21 protein-coding genes are annotated in these 22,611 nt (G+C 56.2%); 10 read left to right on the top strand and 11 right to left on the bottom strand.

The features are described from left to right. Positions 1–32: 32 nt before the first annotated feature. The gene (locus tag ACR0BI_RS00760) at positions 33–1,853 is read left to right on the top strand and encodes a M3 family oligoendopeptidase (RefSeq protein WP_170626041.1); all 1,821 of its coding nucleotides are present in this window, start codon (positions 33–35) and stop codon (positions 1,851–1,853) included. Between the two features lie 27 nt (positions 1,854–1,880). Here the strand turns inward: ACR0BI_RS00760 and ACR0BI_RS00755 are convergent, their stop codons facing one another. From ACR0BI_RS00755 to ACR0BI_RS00745, 3 genes are read right to left on the bottom strand one after another with little or no spacing between them, the layout of a single operon-like run. After that, positions 1,881–2,774 (bottom strand): DMT family transporter, encoded by an 894-nt coding sequence (locus ACR0BI_RS00755; protein WP_480561706.1) that lies wholly within the window; start codon positions 2,772–2,774, stop codon positions 1,881–1,883. A gap of 15 nt (positions 2,775–2,789) precedes the next feature. Further along, positions 2,790–3,059: a DksA/TraR family C4-type zinc finger protein gene (locus ACR0BI_RS00750; protein WP_480561707.1), complete on the bottom strand. Its 270-nt coding sequence runs from the start codon at positions 3,057–3,059 to the stop codon at positions 2,790–2,792. 56 nt (positions 3,060–3,115) lie between these two features. Continuing rightward, the gene (locus tag ACR0BI_RS00745) at positions 3,116–4,090 is read right to left on the bottom strand and encodes a Gfo/Idh/MocA family protein (protein WP_480561709.1); all 975 of its coding nucleotides are present in this window, start codon (positions 4,088–4,090) and stop codon (positions 3,116–3,118) included. 338 nt (positions 4,091–4,428) lie between these two features. On the opposite strand from ACR0BI_RS00745, the gene ACR0BI_RS00740 reads away from it, so the two are divergent. Beyond that, a complete protein-coding gene (locus ACR0BI_RS00740; RefSeq protein WP_480561711.1) occupies positions 4,429–5,496 on the top strand; it encodes a fasciclin domain-containing protein in 1,068 nt (355 codons plus the stop codon). Between the two features lie 47 nt (positions 5,497–5,543). On the opposite strand, the gene rpoH is transcribed toward ACR0BI_RS00740, so the two are convergent. Both rpoH and ACR0BI_RS00730 read right to left on the bottom strand, forming a co-directional pair. Next, positions 5,544–6,440 carry an RNA polymerase sigma factor RpoH gene (gene rpoH / locus ACR0BI_RS00735; RefSeq protein WP_170393423.1) on the bottom strand — a complete coding sequence of 299 codons (897 nt, stop codon included), beginning with the start codon at positions 6,438–6,440 and terminating at the stop codon, positions 5,544–5,546. 148 nt (positions 6,441–6,588) lie between these two features. Beyond that, positions 6,589–7,623: an RluA family pseudouridine synthase gene (locus ACR0BI_RS00730; RefSeq protein ID WP_170817634.1), complete on the bottom strand. Its 1,035-nt coding sequence runs from the start codon at positions 7,621–7,623 to the stop codon at positions 6,589–6,591. On the opposite strand from ACR0BI_RS00730, the gene ACR0BI_RS00725 reads away from it, so the two are divergent. Then, positions 7,622–7,924: a DUF6476 family protein gene (locus tag ACR0BI_RS00725; protein WP_170563212.1), complete on the top strand. Its 303-nt coding sequence runs from the start codon at positions 7,622–7,624 to the stop codon at positions 7,922–7,924. The two genes, ACR0BI_RS00730 and ACR0BI_RS00725, sit on opposite strands and share 2 nt — an antisense overlap. Positions 7,925–7,926: 2 nt before the next feature. Here the strand turns inward: ACR0BI_RS00725 and ACR0BI_RS00720 are convergent, their stop codons facing one another. From ACR0BI_RS00720 to ACR0BI_RS00700, 5 genes are all read right to left on the bottom strand, one after another. Further along, positions 7,927–9,927, bottom strand: a complete 2,001-nt coding sequence (locus tag ACR0BI_RS00720; protein ID WP_480561713.1) for a tetratricopeptide repeat protein — start codon at positions 9,925–9,927, stop codon at positions 7,927–7,929. A 155-nt stretch (positions 9,928–10,082) separates the two neighbouring features. After that, the gene (gene nagA / locus ACR0BI_RS00715; protein WP_480561715.1) at positions 10,083–11,216 is read right to left on the bottom strand and encodes an N-acetylglucosamine-6-phosphate deacetylase; all 1,134 of its coding nucleotides are present in this window, start codon (positions 11,214–11,216) and stop codon (positions 10,083–10,085) included. Further along, positions 11,213–12,241, bottom strand: coding sequence for an SIS domain-containing protein (locus ACR0BI_RS00710; RefSeq protein ID WP_480561717.1), 1,029 nt, complete (start codon positions 12,239–12,241; stop codon positions 11,213–11,215). The genes nagA and ACR0BI_RS00710 overlap by 4 nt, the downstream gene beginning before the upstream one ends. A gap of 12 nt (positions 12,242–12,253) precedes the next feature. Next, entirely contained in the window at positions 12,254–13,009 is a 756-nt protein-coding gene (locus ACR0BI_RS00705; RefSeq protein ID WP_170393434.1) for a GntR family transcriptional regulator, read from the bottom strand. Further along, positions 12,996–13,883, bottom strand: a complete 888-nt coding sequence (locus tag ACR0BI_RS00700; protein ID WP_480561719.1) for a glucosamine kinase nucleotide-binding domain-containing protein — start codon at positions 13,881–13,883, stop codon at positions 12,996–12,998. The genes ACR0BI_RS00705 and ACR0BI_RS00700 overlap by 14 nt, the downstream gene beginning before the upstream one ends. 159 nt (positions 13,884–14,042) lie before the next feature. On the opposite strand from ACR0BI_RS00700, the gene ACR0BI_RS00695 reads away from it, so the two are divergent. The 6 genes from ACR0BI_RS00695 (at position 14,043) to ACR0BI_RS00670 (ending at position 20,067) form a co-directional block, all read left to right on the top strand. After that, on the top strand, positions 14,043–14,966 hold the full coding sequence (locus ACR0BI_RS00695; protein WP_170421117.1) for an N-acetylmuramic acid 6-phosphate etherase: 924 nt from the start codon (positions 14,043–14,045) through the stop codon (positions 14,964–14,966). Then, positions 14,963–16,213, top strand: coding sequence for an ABC transporter substrate-binding protein (locus ACR0BI_RS00690; protein WP_170393441.1), 1,251 nt, complete (start codon positions 14,963–14,965; stop codon positions 16,211–16,213). Before ACR0BI_RS00695 ends, ACR0BI_RS00690 begins: the two co-directional genes overlap by 4 nt. A gap of 66 nt (positions 16,214–16,279) precedes the next feature. Beyond that, positions 16,280–17,194, top strand: coding sequence for a carbohydrate ABC transporter permease (locus ACR0BI_RS00685; RefSeq protein WP_170421115.1), 915 nt, complete (start codon positions 16,280–16,282; stop codon positions 17,192–17,194). 10 nt (positions 17,195–17,204) lie between these two features. Next, positions 17,205–18,044, top strand: coding sequence for a carbohydrate ABC transporter permease (locus ACR0BI_RS00680; protein ID WP_170393445.1), 840 nt, complete (start codon positions 17,205–17,207; stop codon positions 18,042–18,044). After that, positions 18,041–19,075, top strand: a complete 1,035-nt coding sequence (locus tag ACR0BI_RS00675; protein WP_480561721.1) for a Gfo/Idh/MocA family protein — start codon at positions 18,041–18,043, stop codon at positions 19,073–19,075. Before ACR0BI_RS00680 ends, ACR0BI_RS00675 begins: the two co-directional genes overlap by 4 nt. After that, entirely contained in the window at positions 19,072–20,067 is a 996-nt protein-coding gene (locus tag ACR0BI_RS00670) for an ABC transporter ATP-binding protein (RefSeq protein WP_480561723.1), read from the top strand. Before ACR0BI_RS00675 ends, ACR0BI_RS00670 begins: the two co-directional genes overlap by 4 nt. Before the next feature lie 703 nt (positions 20,068–20,770). Here ACR0BI_RS00670 and ACR0BI_RS00665 read toward each other — a convergent pair. Next, on the bottom strand, positions 20,771–21,382 hold the full coding sequence (locus ACR0BI_RS00665) for a recombinase family protein (protein ID WP_480561725.1): 612 nt from the start codon (positions 21,380–21,382) through the stop codon (positions 20,771–20,773). A 424-nt stretch (positions 21,383–21,806) separates the two neighbouring features. Here ACR0BI_RS00665 and ACR0BI_RS00660 point away from each other — a divergent pair, with 424 nt between their 5' ends. After that, positions 21,807–22,562: a hypothetical protein gene (locus ACR0BI_RS00660; protein WP_480561727.1), complete on the top strand. Its 756-nt coding sequence runs from the start codon at positions 21,807–21,809 to the stop codon at positions 22,560–22,562. Positions 22,563–22,611 lie beyond the last annotated feature (49 nt).

Below are 22,611 nucleotides of genomic sequence, written 5' to 3'. Positions count from 1 at the left end.
TGTTTGCCAACGCAGTTTATTCGAGGTGTTCCATGCGCGACCTTCCCTTTCCCGTCCGTGATGCAAATGCAGGCGGCGGTGCCGATGATCTGGGCAATTTGCCGGAATGGGATCTGACGGACCTCTATGCCTCGGAAGATGCACCCGAACTGGCACGCGATCTGGACTGGTTGGAGGGCGAATGTGCGTCCTTTGCCGCAGATTATGAGGGTAAGCTGGCCGAATTGGACGCAGCTGGACTACTGACCTGCGTGCTGCGCAACGAAAAGATCAACGCCATCGCCGGGCGGATCATGTCCTTTGCCGGATTGCGCTATTACCAACTGACCACCGACGCGGATCGCGCCAAGTTCCTGTCTGACATGCAGGAGAAGATCACCGTCTTCACCACGCCTCTGGTGTTCTTCACGCTGGAACTGAATCGCATCGACGATGACGCGCTGGCTGCTCATTTTGCCGCCAATGCCGATCTGGCGCGATACGAGCCCGTGTTCCGTCGCATTCGCGCGATGAAACCCTATCAACTGTCTGATGAGTTGGAAAAATTCCTGCACGACCTCGGCGTTGTCGGCGACGCGTGGGAACGCCTATTCGACGAAACAATCGCGGGCCTGACCTTCACCGTCGATGGTGAAGAGCTGAACATCGAAGGTACGCTGAACCTGCTGACCGAGCAGGATCGCGCCAAGCGTGAAGCCGCAGCGCGCGAACTCGCCAACGTTTTCCAAAGCAACATCAAAACCTTCGCGCGCGTTCATAACACGCAGGCCAAAGAAAAAGAGATCGTTGATCGCTGGCGCAAAATGCCATCTGCCCAGACCGGTCGTCACCTGTCGAACGATGTCGAGCCCGAAGTGGTCGAAGCCCTGCGCGAGGCTGTTGTGGCCGCCTACCCCAAGCTAAGCCATCGTTACTACGAACTGAAACGCAAATGGCTTGGTCTGGACGTGATGCAAGTGTGGGACCGTAATGCTCCGTTGCCGATGGAGGACACCCGCATCGTCGATTGGTCCGAGGCCGAGAAGACGGTGATGGACGCCTATAACGCGTTTGATCCTCGGATGGGTGAGATCGCAGCTCCCTTCTTCTCGAAGGGTTGGATCGATGCGGCCGTGAAGCCCGGCAAAGCGCCTGGCGCCTTTGCGCATCCCACCGTGACCGAAGTTCATCCCTACGTGATGCTCAACTATCTGGGCAAACCGCGCGATGTGATGACCTTGGCGCATGAATTGGGCCACGGGGTGCATCAGGTATTGGCCGCCGATCAGGGCGAGATGCTTTCATCGACCCCGCTGACCTTGGCCGAAACTGCTTCGGTCTTTGGTGAAATGCTGACCTTCCGCAAAATGCTGGATCAGGCCGAGACAGCGGAGCAGCGCAAGGTGCTTCTGGCCGGTAAGGTCGAGGACATGATCAACACAGTCGTTCGCCAGATCGCCTTCTACGACTTCGAATGCAAACTGCACGCCGCCCGTCGTGAGGGCGAGCTGACACCAGACGACATCAACGCCCTTTGGATGAGCGTTCAGGCTGAAAGCCTTGGCCCCGCATTCGAATTCATGGACGGGTACGAGACCTTCTGGGCCTATATCCCGCACTTCGTCCACTCACCGTTCTACGTCTATGCCTATGCGTTTGGCGACGGCTTGGTGAACGCGCTCTATTCGGTTTACGAAAGCGGTGCGGACGGGTTCGAGGACAAGTATTTCGAAATGCTGCGTGCCGGTGGCTCCAAGCACCATAAAGAGCTTCTGGCCCCGTTCGGACTGGACGCCAGTGATCCCGAGTTCTGGGACAAAGGCCTGTCGATGATCTCGGGCTTTATTGACGAACTGGAAGCGATGGAAAGCTGATGTTGAAAGGCAGCCTGTATGGCTGCCTCATTTCTCTTTGGCTGATTTCATCGTCGTCACGAAAATGGCCGTGACAATCAATACCGCGCCAACAATCGAAAGCGGTGTGATCGTTGCGCCCAGAAACAGTGCCGAGTTGACAAAGGTAAACACAACCGAGGCGGCGAATAGCAACGTCGCCGTCAATGTCGACACGCGGGCGGCGGCCTCGTACCAAAGATAATAGGCAAGCGCGGTGGGTAAAACGCCCAGAAGGATCAAGAAGATCACGTCGTTTGCGGTCGGCATCTGAATAGAAAAAGCCGCCAGTGGCACCAGCAAAACGCCCGAACACAAAAAGATGCCAAACAGGAAGTTCAACCTTTCGGCAGTGGTCTCCGATGACTGCATCGCGCGGCTGCTGGAAATCAGGAACACCGCCCAGCTAAGTCCCGCCCCGATTTCCATCAGATCGCCCAGCAGGGGCTCTCCCCCGCCTTTAAAATCCCGATAGACGGTCAGAAACACACCGAGGATCGCCAGCAGGGTTGCCAATACATCAGTCCGGCCAACGGTGGTATCCGCGAAGAAATACAGAAATATCAACACGAAGAACGGCGCGGTATTCTCAAGCACCATCGCATTAGCAGCACCTGTATGTTCCAAACCTATGTGGAACAGGATATAGTTCACCACCGTCGACAACACCGCCAGCCGGAAGTTCCAATCCCTGTACTGGATTGAAACCCGTGCGCCCATCACCCGCAGCATGCAGTAAATCGCAAACGCAGCGATGAACAGGCGTGATACGGCAATCTGCAACCCGCCGAGATCACTGGTCAGGTACCGCACGATAACGCTGTGCGTGCCCCATAGAAACGCGGCTAGGAACCCAAGAACCAACCCGTTTTGCAGTACTGATCTCTGCGGCTGATCCTTCACCGGGTGCTCCTCGCGTTATTTCAACTGACTGTCTTTCGAACCCCGCCGATTGATCCCGCCGCGGGAATTGAAGCTGCTGTCACGCTCTTGCTGGCAATCCAGGCACAGCTTTACGCCGGGCAGAGCAAGGCGGCGTTTTTCGGGGATCGGTTCTTCGCATTCAGCACAATGGGTCAGGCTTTCGCCCACAGGTCGCTTTTGCGCCTGCATCCGCGCCAGTTCATCTGAAATCGACGCTTCGATCTGTTCACTCACCGCGCCATCGCGCGCCCAGCCGCCCGCCATTTAGCCCTCCTGATCCGGTCGGGACAGGATACGCGAGACACCACAGGCGTGGCAAGCTAGAGCGAAACGGCGGCGTCAAAGACCTGATCGATAACCTCTTGTGTGCCCCTCACGAATTCCAACGAACAGGGATATTCAACCCCTTCGCGAACCGATCGGCAGAACGCTTCGACCTGCAATTGATAGTGGTTGTCCGCAGGAAACCGGGGCACCAGAACCTCAAGGCCCGGTCGGTGCAGTTCAACCCGCGCCTCGCCGAACACACGGGCATTGAACGGAGCAGTCAGACGGATCATGCCACCTTCTCCGTGAAACACCATTTCCTGATGTGGATGCATGCGTGTTGAGACGTAGGCGGAATAGGTAAATTCGGGAAACTGCGCGCGTATTTCGGTGAAGACATCCACATCATTTTCCCACCGGATCGCACCGCTGACCAAGACCGGCTCTTGCCCAGTCGCAAACCGAGCGCTGCCGATAACATACACCCCGATGTCACGCAGCCCGCCCCCACCGGTTTCCGCACGGTTGCGGATGTTGCCCGTGTCCGCCTGGTTGTCATAGCTGAACGCCCCGGTGACATGGACCAGCCGGCCGATCGCTCCGTCCGCGATCAGTTTACGGGTCAGATGCCACTGAGGGTGATGCACGATCATATATGCTTCGGCAGCCAGCAAACCCGTCTGGTCCCTCTTTGCGATCAGCGCGTCAAACTCATCGGCCCGCATGGTCATCGGCTTTTCGCACAGCACATGCTTGCCCGCATCCAGCGCCTTCAGGCTCCATTCGACGTGAAGATGGTTGGGCAGCGGGATGTACACCGCCTCAATCTCAGGATCGGCTAGCAATGCCTTATAGCTGTTGTAGACATTCAAATCAGGGCAATATCTGGCAAAGGGCTCGGCCTTGGCCGGATCCGAGGTCGCCAACCCCGCCAGCCGCGCGCCCTCTGCCGCATGGATGGCGGGCGCCATGTGTTGTCGTGCGAATCTGGCTGCACCCAGAACACCCCAATTGACCGGTTTATGCATGCGCCCCCCCAAAAATTGATGTAACCCACTCACGGCGAGCTCAATGTAATTCAGTTCCTGATCTGTTTATCAACCACCTGCCAATAAGTCAGTCCTTTCTCTATCTATTTGAAAATCATACGCCTCGGTAAATTTTTTGATGAGATTAAAAAACCCCGATAACCTTATACTTTATATCGATAATCTAAAATCGATCGGCGTCAAACCTGCCCTCGCAAATCAGTTTTGTTGATCCAGTCTAATACTGCCGCCGTAGCTCAAACATCGACTGAATCATGCTCGGAAGGTGCTCTGGCAACATCCGGAGCAACGGCAAACAGGGTGGGAGGCTTACTGAAATGCCAGCAACACATACCATTACAGGAACAGTGCTAAAAAGCGGTGATCCCGGAACGTTTGACAGCGACAATCAGGATTTCGACATTCTCCGCGAAGCGGTGATTGCAGCCGGGCTGGCGGAAACGCTGGACAATCCTGAGGCAGAACTGACCGTCTTTGCCCCAAATGACGCTGCCTTTATTACTCTGGCACAAACACTTGGGTATCAAGGGGATGACGAGGCCGGGGCTTTGGGCCACATCATCAAGGCGCTCACCCTGCTTGGCGGCGGAGACCCTATCCCTTTGCTAACCAACATTTTGAAGTATCACGTGGTCGATGGTGAGTTCGACAGCACCACAGTGGTCGGTTTAGGCGACGGGGCTGAAATCCAAACTCTGCTTGGGTCGTCAGTCGAACTGAACCTTGAAAGCGATCCCCCCAGTCTGGGCGATGCCGATCCGGGCATCGACGATCCCGGCTTGATCGCGTTCGACGTGGATGCGTCAAACGGTATCATTCACGTACTTGACGGCGTACTTCTACCCGTCTCGGTGTCGGGCATTCTGGGCAAAAAGAACACGGACTTTATCCTGGGTGTCAGCAGCGATGAATTCATCTTTACCGGACGCGGCAAAGACTTTGTTCACGGTGATGGTGGCAATGACGTGATCAACACCGGCTCGGGCAATGATGTGGCGCTTGGCGGTGCCGGGAACGACATAATCTTCGGGGGGCGCGGAAAGGATATTCTGCGTGGCGATGAAGGCCATGACAAAATCTTCGGAGGTCGTGGGAAAGACATCATCGACGGCGGCGAAGGCAATGACAAACTCTTTGGTGGGCGCGGTAAGGATACGTTTGTATTCGATGAAGGCGACGGTCACGACTGGATTGTCGATTTCCGCGTCGGCAAGGACAAGATCGACCTGTCCGAATATGATGGCATCAACAGCTTTGAGGACATCGAAGACGATATCGACGGTAAGTGCTTCGGGACCAAGATCGAGTTGGACGACGGAGACAGCATCTATCTGTCAGGCGTCTGGGCAAGCCACCTGTCCGAGTCCGATTTCATTTTCGCATAACAAAAAAAATCAGCCCGCTCATATGGCGGGCTGATATCAGTCTGGGGTTAGTTTGAACCCAGCATACCTTTTTCGCGCGCAAGCTCACGCATCTTCTTTTGAAGCTTCTCAAACGCGCGCACTTCGATCTGACGAATACGTTCACGGCTGACATTGTACTGCGTGCTCAGCTCTTCCAGCGTAACAGCCTGGTCCATCAGACGGCGCTGAGTCAGGATGTCTTTCTCGCGATCGTTCAGAACATCCAGCGCAGCAGCGAGCAATTCGCGCCGGGCTTCCAATTCATCGCGCGCCTCGTAGTCACCAGCCTGATCGGCATCTTCATCTTCCAGCCAATCCTGCCACTGCATGGTGCCTTCGCCTTCGGACCCCACGGTCGCGTTCAGCGAAGCATCGCCACCGGACATCCGACGGTTCATGCTGATCACTTCTTCCTCTGTCACTCCGAGGTCTTCTGCAATCTTGGCCACGTTTTCAGGACGCAGATCACCCTCTTCCAGCGCGCCAATGCGTGCCTTTGCTTTACGCAGGTTGAAGAACAGCTTTTTCTGCGCCGATGTTGTACCCAGTTTCACCATCGACCACGACCGAAGGACGTATTCCTGGATCGAAGCGCGGATCCACCACATGGCATAGGTCGCCAGCCGGAAGCCTTTTTCGGGGTCGAATTTCTTGACCGCCTGCATCAGGCCCACATTGGCCTCAGAAATCACCTCGGCCTGCGGCAGGCCATAACCGCGATATCCCATGGCGATCTTGGCCGCCAGACGCAGGTGTGACGTGACCATTTTATGCGCGGCCTCGGTATCCTGTTCCTCGACCCAGCGCTTGGCCAGCATATATTCTTCCTCCGGCTCCAGCAGAGGAAACTTGCGAATCTCCTGCATATAGCGGTTCAGCCCACCCTCGGGTGTCGGCGCTGGAAGATTTGAGTAATTTGCCATTTATTTTCTGCCCCTTGGACAAATGTTTAAGCCCTTAACATGGGATATGGGTACCAGACCCGATACATTCAAGAGGATCTGTTAACAGTCTGAGATTAACCCTATGTAAAGGAAAGCTGAAAAGGCCTTTTTCACAAGCCTTTGCAGTTTATTTCAGTGGTTTTCTGAGATTTTCCAGCAGGTCCGCCATATCCTGCGGCAGCGGGGCTTCAAAACGTAATACCTGGCCCGAAACCGGGTGTTCGAAGCCTAACACTGCTGCGTGCAGAGCTTGGCGGGGGAAAGCCTGCACCGCCTCGGCGGCCTCAGGCGTGAATGACCGCGCAGCCAGTTTGCGCTTTCCGCCGTAAACCGGGTCTCCGACAAGCCCGTGGCCGGCATGGGCCATATGGACACGGATTTGATGCGTTCGGCCCGTCTCAAGCCAGCATTCGATCAGAGAGAGGCTGCCCGGCGTTCCAAAAACCTCGACAATCCGTGCGCGCGTTACCGCATGGCGCCCACCGTGAAACAGCACAGCCTGCTTTTGTCGATCGGTCTTGTGCCGTGCCAGCTGTGTCGTCAGACGCATGATGTTGCCCGGCTCAAAGCTAACACCCTTGATCCCACGCAACCGAGGGTCATTGGCATCCGGCACACCATAGCAGATCGCGCGATAGTAGCGCTCGACGCTATGCGCCTCGAACTGGGCAGCCAGCCCGTGATGCGCCGCATCCGATTTCGCCACAACCAGCAACCCGCTGGTTTCCTTGTCGATCCGGTGCACGATGCCCGGGCGCTTGACGCCCCCAACACCCGAGAGATCATCCCCGCAATGATGCAGCAGCGCATTGACTAGCGTACCATTCGGCGAGCCCGGCGCCGGATGCACGACCATCCCTGCTGGTTTGTTGATCACGATCAGATCGTCGTCCTCATAGACGACTTCAAGTGGGATATCCTCAGCGCCGATATGACTATCTTCGGCTTCGGCCACGGTGATCCCAATCTGCGCGCCTTCGGTTATCTTAGCTTTGGGGTCTTCTACGGCGACGCCATCAACGGTGACGGCACCCTCATTGATCAGTCGGGCCAGCCGGGTGCGCGACAGGTTCTCTTCCGCTGGCACATCCCGCGCAAGCGCCTTATCAAGGCGGGGCGGCGGAGCGGCCGCGATATGAAACTCTATCAGGCGGGTGCCCATGACTGTCCCTTCCGAACCTCAGGAACCGCAGGAAACACCGCAGCTTCGACTGCTGCGGCGGATGGTCATGCTGTTGACCGCGGTAATGATTGGCGGGGTTCTAGTGACATTCGCCCTGATTGTCATCCGCCTATCGGACCGCACTCCGAAGCTGCCCGACCAGATCGAACTTCCGGACGGCGCAAAAGCGCAAGCGTTGACCATCGGCAACAACTGGTATGCGGTCGTGACCGAGGACAATCGGATTCTGATCTTCGACAAGACAACCGGAAAACTACGGCAAGAGGTCGCGCTGGATTAGCGTCAGGCCTGACCTGAAAGCCGGTTCAGCTGATTGGTAAAGCGCTTGTGAGGCGGATAGAGATCGCGCGCTTTCTCAAGATAGGGACGTGCCTTGTTCTTGTTCCCGCGCCGCATGTGTATCTGGCCCGCCATGCCCTGAATAACGACGGTGACTTCATCCAGATCGGCAGCTTTCAGAATGAACTTTTCACCCTGACCGGTCTTGCCCGTCCGCTCTAGCAAGCGCCCCATGGCAAACAGAAGAAACGGGCTTTCCGGGTCACAAGCTAGCGCCTCTGACATCGTTCGATGCGCAGCTACGGTATCGCCTTCTGCTTCGTAAAGTTCGGACAGCCGCTTTTGGTACAAGGCACTTTCCGGCACTTCAGCTACGATCTGGCGGGTTTTATCAATGGCGTGGGCCCCCGACAATTCCCCCAGATGCCTCTGTAGTATCACCCTGGCGCCCAAGAATCGCGGGTCGTCTGCCGGTACGTCGTGAACCTCATCGAGTGAGGTAGAAAGCGCTTCCAATTTTTGTTGGTGATCAAAGATACGACTTGCGCGTTGATCCAGCGCCAACTCGGCCCAATCCAAGAGTATGAAATCGAAGTTGCAAGGACGCCTGACGACAACCTTACGCTGAACCAGATACAGGTTATTGAACGGTGCAAACCGGCGTTGCCGAACGACCTTTTGCAATGACCAGTCCACAGGCGGCATCAGCCTAAGCGCGAGTTGAGCACGGTAGAGCATTCTGGACCCCAGAACCACAATATCCGGCCGTAACGACTTGGACCAGAACGCTTTTGCAAAATGGTGTGTCGCCGCACCACGCTTGCCTTGCATGCCGAGAACAGCGCCACGCAAGGCGCACAAAACAGAATAGTCTTCGGGCCAGAGATGCGGGTTCTGCAATCCCGCTTTGGCAAGTGCCTCGCTTTCCTGCCACTTCGACAGGTAAAAACAGTTCAGGGATTGTAGAAGTGGCATAAAGGCGTTGTCGACCCCGGCGTCCAGAATAGGTTTCGCATTATCATACGCCTCTTCGCAGCGATCCTGCGCTGACAGATATTGCACCGCCTTTGAATAGATATGCGCCGCCTCTGAGGGATTCGGAAAGGCCGATGGCCCCTTCGCAACCCGTTCGATGAACCGCGCATTGGCCGCCTGCATCTCATCCTTGGACAATACATCGCGGAACACTTTACGCTGCTGCCCCGAAATCCGGGCTGCAGCCATTGAAAAGCCAGATATGTGTGGCGCGATCACCTGATCCGCCCGTGACATCGCAAAAAGCTCCAGAAAGTCCCGCTGCACCCGGGTCAGAGCCGACAGATCAGCGATATCCGACATCTGCATGAGCTCCGGAAACCGTTGCTTGAAACGGTCTATCACCTCTGGCTGATCCGAAAACATGATCGCCGTCTGGCCCTTGGATTTCTCCAGATGGGCCTCGTAAAACTCGTCAGGTTCGATCTTGGCGGGCCAGATCGAATGCTTCCATGGTAATCCGTTCAGGATTTCTCCGCGCCGAATGTGGTAAGCCGAAACCCCCTGCCCCGAGAGCTTCTGATCCGCGCGATCCATGATCTGACGAACCTCATCCACAAATCCAACGCTATGTATGAAATCGCGATAGCGGGGACGGATGGTTTCGATATCTTCCCACGGGAAGGCAAATATCTCGCTCGCTTCTTCGACCAGAACCGAACGGCCAGACGCCAAATGGTCGATCAGCCGCTCGGGCGATGGATCGTGTTGGAAGGCCCAAATTGGCAGAGCGGTCGCGCTTATCGTGTCGAACTCTGCCTGATCAAGGAAATGCGCATCCATCCAGTCTTTGGTGAATAACTCCTCAGGATGATCCAACTCCGGCGCATCGGTGCCTTGCGGGAACCAGTTCACCCGGTAGTCTGTCCCAAAGTCTTCGGCCAGACGGATACAGGTCAGGATCATCAGCAGGCGCGCGCCCAAACAATCCGTACGCCGACCAATGAAAACGCCACGCGTTTGGATCATTGCGCGATCCGGGTGGTCAATGCCCTGCCAATTATTCCAATTATCTGATACATACAGACATTCCCAAACCACGTTCGCCTAAGGTCTTACACGACCGCTACAGTTGAGGCGAGATGTGAAAAACGCGGTGTTTCGCAATTTGTTGCAACACAAGGTTAAGCAACTGCCGGACGGGCCTGCGACAAATCCGGAGAAATGCGAATGGCCTGCGAGATCAAGTTCAGGCGCGCGATTGAGCGCTGGGAAATGATATCCGCCGGAATGCGTGTGGCCGCTGCCAAGGCGTCCGTCAGTGAAACGCCGACATCCGTTGTCAACACGCGCAGCGCGGTGGTCAGGTTCAGATCGGCCCCGGCCAGGGTTCCATCCGGCAAGGTCAGCCTGCTGTTTTCACGTTGGATGACACGCCCTTCCAGTTTGAATTCCTGCAGATCCGTTCCAGCAACGGCCATCGCGTCGCTCACCAGAAACAGATGCCCCGGCCCCTGTTTAGCTGCAAAGGCGGCGCGCATCGTCTGCGGGTGAACATGGATTGCATCCGCTATCAACCCGGCAGACATCGCACCGCTGGACAAGACTGCGCCAACCAGCCCCGGTTCGCGGTTGCCCAACTGACTCATCGCGTTAAACAAATGGGTGGCGCAGTGCGCGCCCGCCTGTGCGTAAGCCACGCAGGTTTGAAACTCGGCATCACTGTGCCCCAACGACACGATGACCCCCGCCTTGCTGAGCGTTTCGACCTGAGCAATCGTGACGCTTTCCGGCGCAAGCGTGACCATCAATGCAGGCAACGCCCCTGCCGCTTCTATCAGCTGTGCAAGATCAGCGTCCTGCATCCGGCGGATCAGCCCGCCGTCATGCGCGCCCTTGCGTCGCACCGAGAGATGCGGCCCCTCAAGATGCAAGCCGACAATCCCCTGAACTCCGCGCTGAATGGCCTGAGAAGCAGCAGAAATGGCAGCCGTTGTCTTTTCGGGCGTGTCCGTGATCAGCGTCGGAAGGATCGACGTCGCGCCAAGCTTGCGATGAGCCGCCGCAATACGCTGTAATGTCTCGACCGATGGATCGTCGTTGAACATGACGCCTCCGCCGCCATTCACCTGCAAATCTACATAGCCGGGGCTTAAAATATCACCCGACAGATCCTGAACCATCTCATCCGAAGGCAACTCGGCTTCGGGCAATATACTGTCGAGCAGCCCGCCGACGAAACGGGCGGCGTGGCCGTCCTTCAGGGTTTTACCATCAAAGATAAGCCCGCCCGCGAAGGTGATCGTCGCATCGGTCATACCGTCTCCGTCACTTTCCGCAGGTGACGCGGTGCATCGGGATTGATGCCCCGGCGCGTGGCCACAGTTTCGACCATACCGTAGAACGAAGCGATTGAGGCTACCGGATCTGTCATCCAGTGCGTGGTGCGGACATGTGGTAGCCTCACGGCATCAGACACCTGATTGGTCGTTGCGAAGACTTTTGCGCCCTTAGCTGCGAGCGAATCGGCGACTTCGGCGATGTTGGCCTCAGCCGCGTCTCCGGACGAGAACGCAATCACCGGAAAGCCCTGATCCACGATCGAAACCGGGCCATGCAGAACTTCGGCCGAGGAATAGCTTTCCGCATGAATCTGGCAGGTTTCCTTGAATTTCAGCGCCGCCTCATTCGAAATTGCCCAGGACATCCCACGTCCCAAAGTGAACAGGGATTGGCCATCGACTGCCTCGACCACCGCGCTCCAATCGCAGGTGATCGCCCGCGATAAATCTTCCGGCAATTTGTGAATTGCAGCCAGCAAGGTATCGTCGCCCTTGACCTCGGCCAGCAACCAAAGCCCGGCGACCAGAGAGGTTACGAAGGTCTTGGTGGCAGCCACGCTAAGCTCGGGGCCTGCAAGGATGGGCAGAGCCGAGGTGGCGTTCTGGGCCAGTGCAGACGTGGTATCGTTCGTGATCGCCACCGAATACGCGCCGCCTTCTGTCAGGGACTTCGTCAGCTGTACGATGTCGGGGCTTTGACCCGATTGGGATACCGAAATACACAGCGCACCGGGGCATCGCATATCGACCCCGTAGATCGATTTCACGCTCGGCCCAACCGAGGCCATGGGCAGGCCCAGCAGCAGTTCCGAAGCGTATTTCAGATAGCTGCAGGCATGGTCCGACGAACCTCGCGCAACCGAAATCAGGAAGCCGGGATCGTGCGCGTGGATCGCGCTTGCGGTCTTTGTAATCGCCGTGGCACCATCAGTGAGAAGCCGATCAACGGCAAAAGGTATCTCATTGATTTCCTGCCGCATTTGAGTTGTTTCGCTGGACATGTGCCCTGCCTTTCAGGTTGACAGACGCAGCTCTGCCACGAAATCGTAGGCATCGCCGTGATAGATGGATCGGGTAAGTTCAGCAACGCGCCCGCTTTCTAGGTATGAGGTCCGCTGAATGCGCAGCCCTGCCGTACCTTCGGCAACGTCCAGCAAACCGGCCTCGGTCGCTTCGAGATTGATGGCTGAGATTTTCTGGATCGCGCGCACCGGACGATTGCCCGAGTGTTCGAGGAACGCATAGAGCGATCCGGTAACCTCGGTCGGGTTGGGTAGGATATCCAGCGGCAACGCCGCGCGTTCCAGCGCCATTGGCCGCCCACCAGCCGCGCGCAGTCGATGAATGCGCGCGACCTGATCGCTGGCCGACAGACCCAGCGCCAGCATCTCATCAGGCGACGGCAGGAATATACCGCGCTCCAACCAGGTTGAAGTCGTTTCAAAACCGCGCCTCTCCATGTCTTCGGTAAACGAGGTCAAATGCGACAGCGACTGCTCAACCCGCGCAACCGCTTGACGCACGAATGATCCCGAGCCTTGCCGCTGTTCAATCGCGCCTTTGCGCACAAGTTCCTGAATCGCCTTGCGGACCGTCACCCGCGACAGGTCCGTCAGTTCGGCAATCTCGCGCTCGGGCGGGAGTGAACTGTTCGGGGCCAGAATACCCTCTTCAATCCCCTGCTCCAGCCGCTGCCGCAGCTGTACGTATCGGGGACCGGCGGTCTGACCCAGCCAACCCTCGGGCCGCAAGAAGTCAGCAACGCTCATGTCGGGTCTCCTTTTGAAAGGCGTGCGCCAACGCGATGGCACCGGTCAACGGATCGCCCAGCGGGTCGGCCAATTCCTGTTGCATTGACGCAGGCAGAAATTCCGCATATTGCGGGCCGATGCCGCCGGTCAGGCAGATCGAAAGGCCGGGAATCCAGCCCATCGCCAACATCTGATCTGTCAGATATTGTGCACTATCCTCCATGATCGACAGCGCAAGCGCATCTCCTTGCTTTGCGTGTTGCGTGACAACAGGCGCCAGCGCTCCGAACTCGGTAGGCGACATCTTGGAGGCGGTCCTGACAATCCCAGCAGCGCCATCAAAACGCGACAACAGGCTGTCCGCCAATTCAGACGCAGGCTTCAGAGCGTCCACAAAGTCAAGCGTACAGGCCAAAGCCCGCCGCCCAACCCATTGCGCCGAGGCCTGATCCCCGAGAACAGGTCCCCAGCCCCCGGCAAATGACCTGCGATCCCCATTCTGGACCGCCAGAAAAGAACCCGTTCCGCAATGCGCTACGAAACCGCCTTTCGAGCCCAACGCACCACGTAATGCGGCGGGCCTGTCATCTTCAATCAGAACATGGTCAAATGGCAGCTTTTCTGCCAGCCGATCAGCCAGCGCGCGCCCCGTGATACCGGCCAGCCCCAAGTAGGCTGGCGCACGAGAAATTTGAGTTGCCTCTAGTCCGGCAAGTCGGGCCAAAGCAGCAATTCCGTGCATCAACTCAGCGCAGGCTGCGTCAAAATCGGTTGATACATTTGCCGCACCAACCTCGACACACTGAACCGCAGAGCCGTCTGAAACAGCAAGACGGCAGCGTGTTCCACCGCCATCAGCGGCCAGCACAATGGTATCAGAAGGGCGACTCATGGAGATACCTTTATAATACCTTTTTCTAATATTGAAGACCAAATTACACAATAATGCAGTAATAGTTGTCTAGATCTTGAAAATAGTGGGCTTAAAAATAAAATGGTAGACTAATGGTATCTAAAAGGTATGATATTCAAAATCTCGGGGGAGAATCACGTGACCAAGCCAGTTACCGAACAGCTACATCAAGACGCGATCGGACTTGACGCCCGACCGCTGACTGAAGTGGCCGAGCTGCTGGCCCGCTCGCAAGCCGACGCTGCCGCTGCCCCGCTTTCCTCGCTGCCCACCCTCTGCGCAGGCGCAAAAGCTATGGCGCAATCCATCCGATCGGGCGGGGTTTTGCGCTATTTGGCGGCAGGCTCTTCCGGCTTGATGGCCGCCTCGGATGCGCTGGAACTCGGGGGAACTTTTTCGATACCAGCCCGCCAGATTCGCATCCACATGGCAGGTGGATTGCCCTCAGGAGTTGAGATGCCGGGAGATGTCGAAGATGCCACCGACAGCCTTGCCCGAGACCTGGCCGATCTTTCTGCCAAAGACACCTTGATCACCGTCTCGGCCAGCGGAACCACACCGTACACAACCGCAGCAGCGCGGATCGCGCGGGACAGAGGCGCCACAGTTATCGGCATTGCCAATAACGGGGGCACCGAACTGTTGCAGCTTTCTGACCATCCAATCCTGCTTTCGACACCACCTGAACTGATCTCGGGCTCTACCCGCATGGGTGCTGGTACAGCGCAGAAAATCGCACTGAACATGCTTTCGACGCTGATGGCGATGGAGCTGGGGCATATTCAGGACGGCATGATGATCAATTTGCGCGCTGACAATGACAAGCTACGCGCCCGAGCCAACGGGATCGTCTGTCAGTTGACCGGCGTTTCCTCCGCTCAGGCTACAAAGGCGTTGACTGCGGCAGAGGGCAACCTCAAATGCGCGGCCCTTTTGGCTGTAGGCGCAGGGTCCCTGGACGCGGCGCAAGCAATGCTAAGCAACACCGACGATCACCTCCGCCCTGCGCTGGAGCGGATGAAACAAAACCAAGAAACCATCAACCTGGGAGATATCAAATGACACGCAAAGTTCTGAGCCTTGCCTTGATGAGCACGGCGCTGGTCACAAGCGCCTATGCGCAAGAGGCCACTTTGACCATCGAAAGTTGGCGAAACGACGATCTGGCGTTGTGGCAGGAAAAGATCATTCCGGCGTTCGAGGCCGAGAATCCCGGCATCAAAGTGATCTTCTCGCCCTCAGCACCGGCAGAATACAACGCTGTCTTGAACTCGAAGCTCGAGGCCGGTTCGGCTGGCGATCTGATTACCTGCCGTCCGTTTGATGCCTCGCTTGCGCTATACGAGTCGGGGCACCTGACCGATCTGTCTGATCTTGAGGCCATGGGAAATTTCTCGGACGTGGCCAAATCTGCGTGGCAAACCGATGACGGTTCAGCCAGTTTCTGCGTCCCGATGGCGTCAGTTATTCACGGCTTCATCTACAACAAAGATGCGTTCAATGAGTTGGGCATCGAAGTTCCAACTACCGAAGCTGAGTTCTTTGCCGCCCTCGATAAGATCAAGGAAGACGGTACCTATATCCCGATGGCGATGGGCACCAATGACCAGTGGGAAGCCGCAACGATGGGCTATAACAATATCGGCCCGAACTACTGGAAAGGTGAAGAAGGACGTCAGGCGCTGATCAAAGGCGAGCAGAAGCTGACCGACCCCCAGTGGGTCGCCCCGTATGCGACACTGGCCAAGTGGGCCGACTATCTCGGCGACGGGTATGAAGCGCAAACCTATCCCGACAGCCAGAACCTGTTCACGCTGGGTCGTGCAGCGGTCTATCCAGCAGGCAGCTGGGAAATCTCGGGCTTTAACACACAGGCCGATTTCGAAATGGGCGCCTTTAAGCCACCGGTCCAGAACGCGGGCGATACCTGCTATATTTCGGACCACACCGATATCGGCATAGGCATGAACGCGGCGAGCGAAAACCAAGAAGCTGCGCGCACCTTCCTGGCGTGGGTCGCCAGCCCAGAGTTCGCCAGCATCTTCGGAAACGCCCTACCCGGCTTTTTCCCGCTGTCCAGCACTCCGGTCGAGTTGGAAGACCCACTGGCCAAGGAAATCGTCGGTTGGCGGGATGAGTGCGAAAGCACAATCCGCTCGACTTACCAAATCCTGTCGCGCGGCACACCGAACCTCGAAAACGAGACTTGGGGTGCATCCGTTGCAGCCATCAAGGGTGCCGAGACACCCGAAGCGTTGGGTCAGCAACTGCAAGACGGTCTGGCCAGCTGGTACGCACCGCATCAGTAACACCTAGGCCACTCACACCGGACGCGGCCACCGCGTCGCGTCCGGACCTTTCCCCCGGAGATTCCCATGCAGACCCGCCGCATACGCTGGCACATTGCCGTTTTCCTCGCCCCTGCGGTGCTGGTCTACACGGCAGTGATGATCTTCCCCTTGTTCAACACACTGCGCCTCGCACTGTTCACCGAGGTTGATCAGACACGTATCTACGTGGGCTTGCAGAATTTCCGCACCCTGTTCTTCGATCCGATCTGGTCCGAGCAGTTCTGGAACGCTTTGGGCAACAACTTCTGGTTCTTCCTGATCCACATGCTGGTTCAGAACCCCATCGGCATCGCTTTGGCCGCGCTTCTGTCGCATCCACGCTTGCGGTTTGCCGCGCTCTATCGGTCCGCGATCTTCATTCCGACCATTCTGAGCTTTGTGATCGTCGGTTTCGCGTGGAAGCTGATATTGTCCCCACTTTGGGGCATCGCACCTTCAATGCTGGACGCCATTGGTCTGAAGTCGCTGTTTGCACCATGGCTGGGCAAGGAAGAATACGCGCTGACAACACTGGCACTTGTCTCGGTCTGGCAATTCGTCGGCATCCCGATGATGTTGATCTACGCCGCCCTGCTGTCGATCCCTGAAGAGATCCTTGAAGCCGGAGAAATAGACGGCATCACCGGCGCTTCGGCGTTCTGGAAGATCAAGCTGCCGTTGATCATTCCCTCGATTGGCATCATCTCGATCCTGACATTCGTCGGCAATTTCAACGCGTTCGACCTGATCTACGTCTCGCAAGGTGCGCTGGCAGGGCCGGATTTCTCAACCGATATCCTAGGCACATTCATGTACCGCACCTTCTTTGGCTTCCAACTGCAACTGGGCGACCCGCATATGGGCTCCGCCATCGCTGGCGCCATGTTCGCGATCATCCTTGTGGGTGTCTGCATCTACCTCTTCGGCATCCAGACCCGGATGCGCCGGTATCAGCTGTGAGGGTGAACGCATGAACAAAGCACGCCATAACCCGCTGAACACGGCCGCCATGCACGGGGCGCTGATCCTCTACACGTTGATTGCCCTCTTCCCGGTCTTCGTGATCATCATCAACAGCTTCAAAACCCGACGCTCGATTTTCCGCGAGCCACTCGCCCTGCCCGATGCCGAAAGCTTCTCGCTGATCGGTTACCAGACGGTGATGAAACAAGGGGATTTCTTCCTTTATTTCCAGAACTCGCTGATCGTGACCGTGGTGTCGCTGGCCTTCGTTCTGCTATTTGGCGCCATGGCTGCCTTTGCCCTGAGCGAGTACAAGTTCAAAGGCAACACCCTGATGGGCCTCTATCTGGCCCTTGGGATCATGATCCCGATCCGCATCGGCACTGTTGCGATACTTGAGATGATGGTTGCCACCGGTTTGGTGAACACCCTCTGGGCGCTGATCCTTGTCTATACTGCACAAGGGCTGCCGCTAGCCGTGTTCATACTGTCCGAATTCATGCGACAGGTCTCAGACGACCTGAAGAACGCAGGCCGCGTCGATGGGCTGTCCGAATACACCATCTTCTTCCGGTTGGTTCTGCCGCTGGTCCGCCCCGCCATGGCAACGGTCGCCGTTTTCAACATGATCCCCATCTGGAACGACCTCTGGTTCCCGCTGATCCTCGCGCCCGCTGAGGAGACTAAAACCCTGACACTGGGCAGCCAGGTCTTCATCGGCCAGTTCGTCACTGACTGGAACGCAGTTCTGTCGGCACTCAGCATGGCAATCCTGCCGGTACTAGTGCTCTACGTCATCTTCTCGCGCCAGCTGATCCGCGGCATTACTTCAGGAGCAGTCAAATGACCAAAGTTCTGATCGCTGGCCTCGGCAATATGGGGCTGAGCCACGCTTTGGCCCACCATCATCACCCGGACGCGCAGATTGTTGGGTTGGTGAACCGATCCGGTCGCGTGGATCATCCAGATCTGTCGATCTATCCGGCCTATTCGGATTTTCACACCGCTCTGGCAGAGACCAAGCCCGATCTGGTGGTCGTGGCGACCTACTCCAACAGCCACGCCGATTTCGCCTGCGCGGCGATGGAGGCCGGGGCGCACATATTTGTCGAAAAGCCGCTAGCGACCACTGTGGCAGATGCCAAGCGCGTTGTCGAAAAGGCCATTGAAACCGACCGCAAACTGGTGATCGGTTACATCCTGCGCCACCATCCTTCGTGGATGCGCCTGATCGCCGAGGCGCGCGACCTCGGCGGGCCGTATGTGTTCCGCCTGAACCTCAACCAACAAAGCAGCGGGGCCGAGTGGGAAACACACAAAGCTCTGATGCAGACCACCTCGCCCATCGTCGATTGCGGTGTGCATTATGTCGACGTGATGTGTCAGATCACTGACTCCGACCCCGTGCGAGTCCACGGCATGGGCCTGCGCCTAAGCGATGAGATCGCCGAAGACATGTACAACTACGGCCAGTTTCAGGTGGTCTTCGAGGATGGCTCGGTCGGCTGGTATGAGGCCGGTTGGGGCCCGATGATGTCCGAAACTGCGTTCTTCGTGAAAGACATCGTGTCGCCCAACGGCTCGGTCTCGATCACCGATGGCAACAAGGGCGCATCCGCCGATATCAACGGACACACCAAGGTTGGCGGCCTTCTGGTCCATCGCCCCGATGGCGACCAGACAATCGACATGCCCGATGAGCCCGGCCATCAGCAGCTCTGCGATGCCGAACAAGCCTATATGCTGCGCGCCATCGCCGAGGACATCGACCTGACCCGCCATATGAACGACGCCGTGCAATCGCTGGCCATCTGTCTAGCTGCCGATGAAAGCATCCGCACTGGCCAACCCATTTCGCTGAAAGAGGCACGCACATGACCGCCCTGACGCTGACAAACGTGAACAAGTCCTTCGGCACTGTCGAGGTACTGAAAGATATTAACATCGAAGTCGAAGACGGAGAATTCGTCGTCTTCGTCGGCCCCTCCGGCTGCGGCAAGTCCACCCTGCTACGCGTGATCGCGGGGCTGGAGGACGTGACCTCAGGCGAAGTGCGCATTGGTGGAGAGCTAATGAACCTCACCCCACCCTCCAAACGCGGCATCGCCATGGTGTTCCAAAGCTACGCGCTCTATCCCCACCTGAATGTGCGCAAGAACATGTCGCTGGCACTGAAACAGGAAGGACAGAGCAAGCAGGTCATCGAAGAACGCGTCGCCAAGGCCAGCAAGATGCTGAACCTTGAGCCCTATATCGACCGTTACCCCTCAGAACTGTCAGGCGGCCAGCGCCAACGTGTCGCCATCGGGCGTGCCATTGTGCGTGAACCCAAACTGTTTCTGTTTGACGAACCCTTATCCAATCTGGACGCCGCCCTGCGTATGAATACGCGACTGGAAATCGCCAACCTGCATCAGCAGCTCGATGCATCGATGATCTACGTCACTCACGACCAGACCGAGGCGATGACACTCGCTGACAAGATCGTCGTCCTGCGCGACGGGCGCGTTGAACAGGCTGGCAGCCCGATGGAGCTATATAATAACCCCGCCAACCAGTTCGTCGCGGGTTTCCTTGGCGCTCCGTCGATGAATTTCTTCCCCGCCAGCGTGATCGGCGACAGCGCGGACACAACATTGGGCATCCGCCCAGAGGACTTGTACTTATCCGACGAAGGCCCCCTGACCGCAAACGTGACCCATGTTGAGCATCTGGGTGGAGACACAAACGTGATCGCGATGATGCAAGATCACCAGATCACCGCGCGCCTGTTCGGCCAGCATCAGGTCAACGCTGGTGAATCCGTCCATTTCGGCTACGCCCATGATCGAACCTATCGCTTCAACCAACAGGGCGCCCGTCTCACCTGACAATTTCGGGTAACGATTTCAGGATGTTGGTGCGGTCGAGAAGACACACTCAATGCAGCAGGTTGTTGCAGACTGAGGCACGAACAATTTAAATTCAATAGCTTACCCGGAGTCCTGTTGCCAGGCGCCGCATGCAGATGCAGAAAATCGCAAGTCAAATGTGGGGCTAATTGTGGGGCCGAAGGCAAGGAAATGAGTAGAGCAAGACACAAACTAAGTGCGTCAAAAGTCAAAAACGCTGAAGTCGGGACCCTAATTGATGTAGATAGGTCGAACGTCCGCCGGCACATTGGGAGCATGTTTCCAAGCGTCCTTTTCGACCCTCGTCAAATCGCTCAGCTTGTCCGAAATCAATGTTGAAGGAACTACGGATTGCGGCGCTGCCTTTGCTTTACACCAAGCGGACCCTCCAACAGTTCCCTGGTTATGGAGGTTTCCCGAAGTTGTTTCTGCGGCCCGCCTCTGAGACAACCAAGTCAAAAACGTTTTTTCGCCAATCTGCCAACGGCCGTGATTATCTTTGTATGCATAGATACTCCCCAAGGCTATTGCTCGTTTTATTGGGTTTTTGGTGGTGCTCGCCAGGAAGCAGGCATGCGGCATTGTTATGTATCCCATGTTTCATCCTTAAAGTTTCAGGCAATCGGCCCTGAACCTTAGGTTGTCGAAAAGTCGAAAAATACAAACCACCCTAAATCTGAACTTAACCTGTAGCTGCTGGCTGTCTTTTCTCCGGAGCCACCATGCCGGGCCGAACTTGAAATCCTAACTCCTTCCCAATCGCATACACGGTACTTCTGGAGATCTGCATTTCTCTGGCAATTTGAGCAACAGGCAGTCTCAATTCCAAGCGGCGCCGTACATCGTCTCGGTTCACAGCAGGCTTCCGGCCTTTGTACTTCCCTGCGGCCTTAGCCTTGGCGATGCCTTCCCTCTGCCTTTTCCGGATGATCGACCTTTCAAATTGTGCAAACGCCCCCAACAGGTGCATTTGTAATGTTGCCGCCGCATCATCTGTATCCGGATTGCCTGAGAACTTCAGGTTTTCATTGATGAAGTGGATGCTTGCGCCGGACTTGCTGATAGTTTGAACGATTTCCAGAAGGTCAGACATAGAACGTGCCAGGCGGTCGATGGACCAAACGTGGACTTCATCACCAACCCACAAGAAATCCAACATCTTGGCTAGCTCGGGGCGCTTCATAGATCCGCCAGAAACTTTCTCTTCAAAAACACGATCACAATAGCTCAAATCTTGGCGTTCAAGGTTCTGTTCGTTGGAGCTTACGCGTCGATACCCGATCTTTCTGGCCATAGTTTTACCTCTGTTCACTTTACTTCTAGAACTTACTCGGAATGTGTTAATTTGGAGTGAAAACCACCCTAATTGAACACTTCTCCATAAATTTCTCGACCACTTGGACTGTTGCCTTGGGGTCCACTCAATTTGTGCGCAACTTACTGTGTTGCAGCCGTTAGCAACTCAACAAAAAACGAAATAACACCTACCGCAGCTTGTCTCCGTAAGAGGCGCAGTTTGAACGCCTGTTTGGTCTGAACCTGAACTCTGGCCTACTTTAAGGAGACTAAGTATGGGCAAAACTGTGCTGGGGGTAGTTGTGAACACGTTGCTTGTCAGACACATGCAATAGTTGTTCCGAAGCCATGACAACACATGCATTGAGAGTGATTTGTGTGCTGGGTTACCCAGTGTTTACAACACTACAAAAGGCTCACCGATGACCCCCCAAGAAACGAGACACGATTCCCTAAACCACGAAGATTTGAGCCCACCAAACACTCACTACAAAGCTTGGGAAAAATTCGACCAAAAACTCAATGTTGCTGTTAATATTGGTCAATTCCTCGCGTGGGCGGCGGCTATTGGCGGGGTGATTTGGGCCTGGGTGAATCCAGGAGCCGTTGCAAACTACATGGTGGAAGTCCAGCGATTTGCAGCCGAAGCAAATGCACAGCTTGAATCGATTGACGCTTCAGCGAATACAACGGCTAAAAACACAACCGCAATTGCGGAATCCAGCAGTGAAATATCAAAAAATGCGTCAATCCTTGCGAGAAGTGTCGCCGTTTGGCCCACTTTCTCTTCTCTCGGGTTTGAGTTTTCTCCACCCACGAAAGGGGCATTCTCGATAAGGGTTGAAAATCCGCGAAACGTAGTTGTACGGGATTTCCAAGCCTTCATTCGTTTCGAAGGATCGCTTGAGGGAGTCAATGTTGCTCTTGAAGGTGGCAAGATCATTCCGCCCAATGAGAGCTACATATTGTCTGCGAATATCATCCGCGAAAATTGGTTTGAAAAACAGTACCTGAACTACGACGGTCAAAAGTTATCGCTTTGCATTAGCGGCCTTGTCGAAGGAGACAGCGATACCTTTTTTGAAAGCCGCAGCTACTCTGCTAATAGTCTAGGAGAAGTTGGCTCTCTTCTTGACCGAAGTTTCAGCATTGGTAAACCCAGCGATGAGTGCAGTTAGAACACGACGTTAAAAAGGCTTTGAGAGCGCGCTCTTCTCGAAAGTCCAG

Source organism: Ruegeria sp. E5, assembly GCF_056534105.1.
The sequence above is the reverse complement of the archived record's forward strand: the minus strand, read 5'-3'. Positions and strand labels throughout refer to the sequence as shown.

Bases quoted from the DNA above. Each gene is read 5' to 3' on its own strand.
- ACR0BI_RS00685 (WP_170421115.1), top strand. From the start codon at position 16,280: ATGCAGACCCGCCGCATACGCTGGCACATTGCCGTTTTCCTCGCCCCT.
- ACR0BI_RS00700 (WP_480561719.1), bottom strand. From the start codon at position 13,883: ATGAGTCGCCCTTCTGATACCATTGTGCTGGCCGCTGATGGCGGTGGA.
- ACR0BI_RS00745 (WP_480561709.1), bottom strand. From the start codon at position 4,090: ATGCATAAACCGGTCAATTGGGGTGTTCTGGGTGCAGCCAGATTCGCA.
- rpoH (WP_170393423.1), bottom strand. From the start codon at position 6,440: ATGGCAAATTACTCAAATCTTCCAGCGCCGACACCCGAGGGTGGGCTG.
- ACR0BI_RS00750 (WP_480561707.1), bottom strand. From the start codon at position 3,059: ATGGCGGGCGGCTGGGCGCGCGATGGCGCGGTGAGTGAACAGATCGAA.
- ACR0BI_RS00710 (WP_480561717.1), bottom strand. From the start codon at position 12,241: ATGTCCAGCGAAACAACTCAAATGCGGCAGGAAATCAATGAGATACCT.
- ACR0BI_RS00670 (WP_480561723.1), top strand. From the start codon at position 19,072: ATGACCGCCCTGACGCTGACAAACGTGAACAAGTCCTTCGGCACTGTC.
- ACR0BI_RS00660 (WP_480561727.1), top strand. From the start codon at position 21,807: ATGACCCCCCAAGAAACGAGACACGATTCCCTAAACCACGAAGATTTG.
- ACR0BI_RS00690 (WP_170393441.1), top strand. From the start codon at position 14,963: ATGACACGCAAAGTTCTGAGCCTTGCCTTGATGAGCACGGCGCTGGTC.
- ACR0BI_RS00730 (WP_170817634.1), bottom strand. From the start codon at position 7,623: ATGGGCACCCGCCTGATAGAGTTTCATATCGCGGCCGCTCCGCCGCCC.
- ACR0BI_RS00680 (WP_170393445.1), top strand. From the start codon at position 17,205: ATGAACAAAGCACGCCATAACCCGCTGAACACGGCCGCCATGCACGGG.
- ACR0BI_RS00760 (WP_170626041.1), top strand. From the start codon at position 33: ATGCGCGACCTTCCCTTTCCCGTCCGTGATGCAAATGCAGGCGGCGGT.
- ACR0BI_RS00725 (WP_170563212.1), top strand. From the start codon at position 7,622: ATGACTGTCCCTTCCGAACCTCAGGAACCGCAGGAAACACCGCAGCTT.
- nagA (WP_480561715.1), bottom strand. From the start codon at position 11,216: ATGACCGATGCGACGATCACCTTCGCGGGCGGGCTTATCTTTGATGGT.
- ACR0BI_RS00720 (WP_480561713.1), bottom strand. From the start codon at position 9,927: ATGATCCAAACGCGTGGCGTTTTCATTGGTCGGCGTACGGATTGTTTG.
- ACR0BI_RS00705 (WP_170393434.1), bottom strand. From the start codon at position 13,009: ATGAGCGTTGCTGACTTCTTGCGGCCCGAGGGTTGGCTGGGTCAGACC.
- ACR0BI_RS00665 (WP_480561725.1), bottom strand. From the start codon at position 21,382: ATGGCCAGAAAGATCGGGTATCGACGCGTAAGCTCCAACGAACAGAAC.
- ACR0BI_RS00675 (WP_480561721.1), top strand. From the start codon at position 18,041: ATGACCAAAGTTCTGATCGCTGGCCTCGGCAATATGGGGCTGAGCCAC.
- ACR0BI_RS00740 (WP_480561711.1), top strand. From the start codon at position 4,429: ATGCCAGCAACACATACCATTACAGGAACAGTGCTAAAAAGCGGTGAT.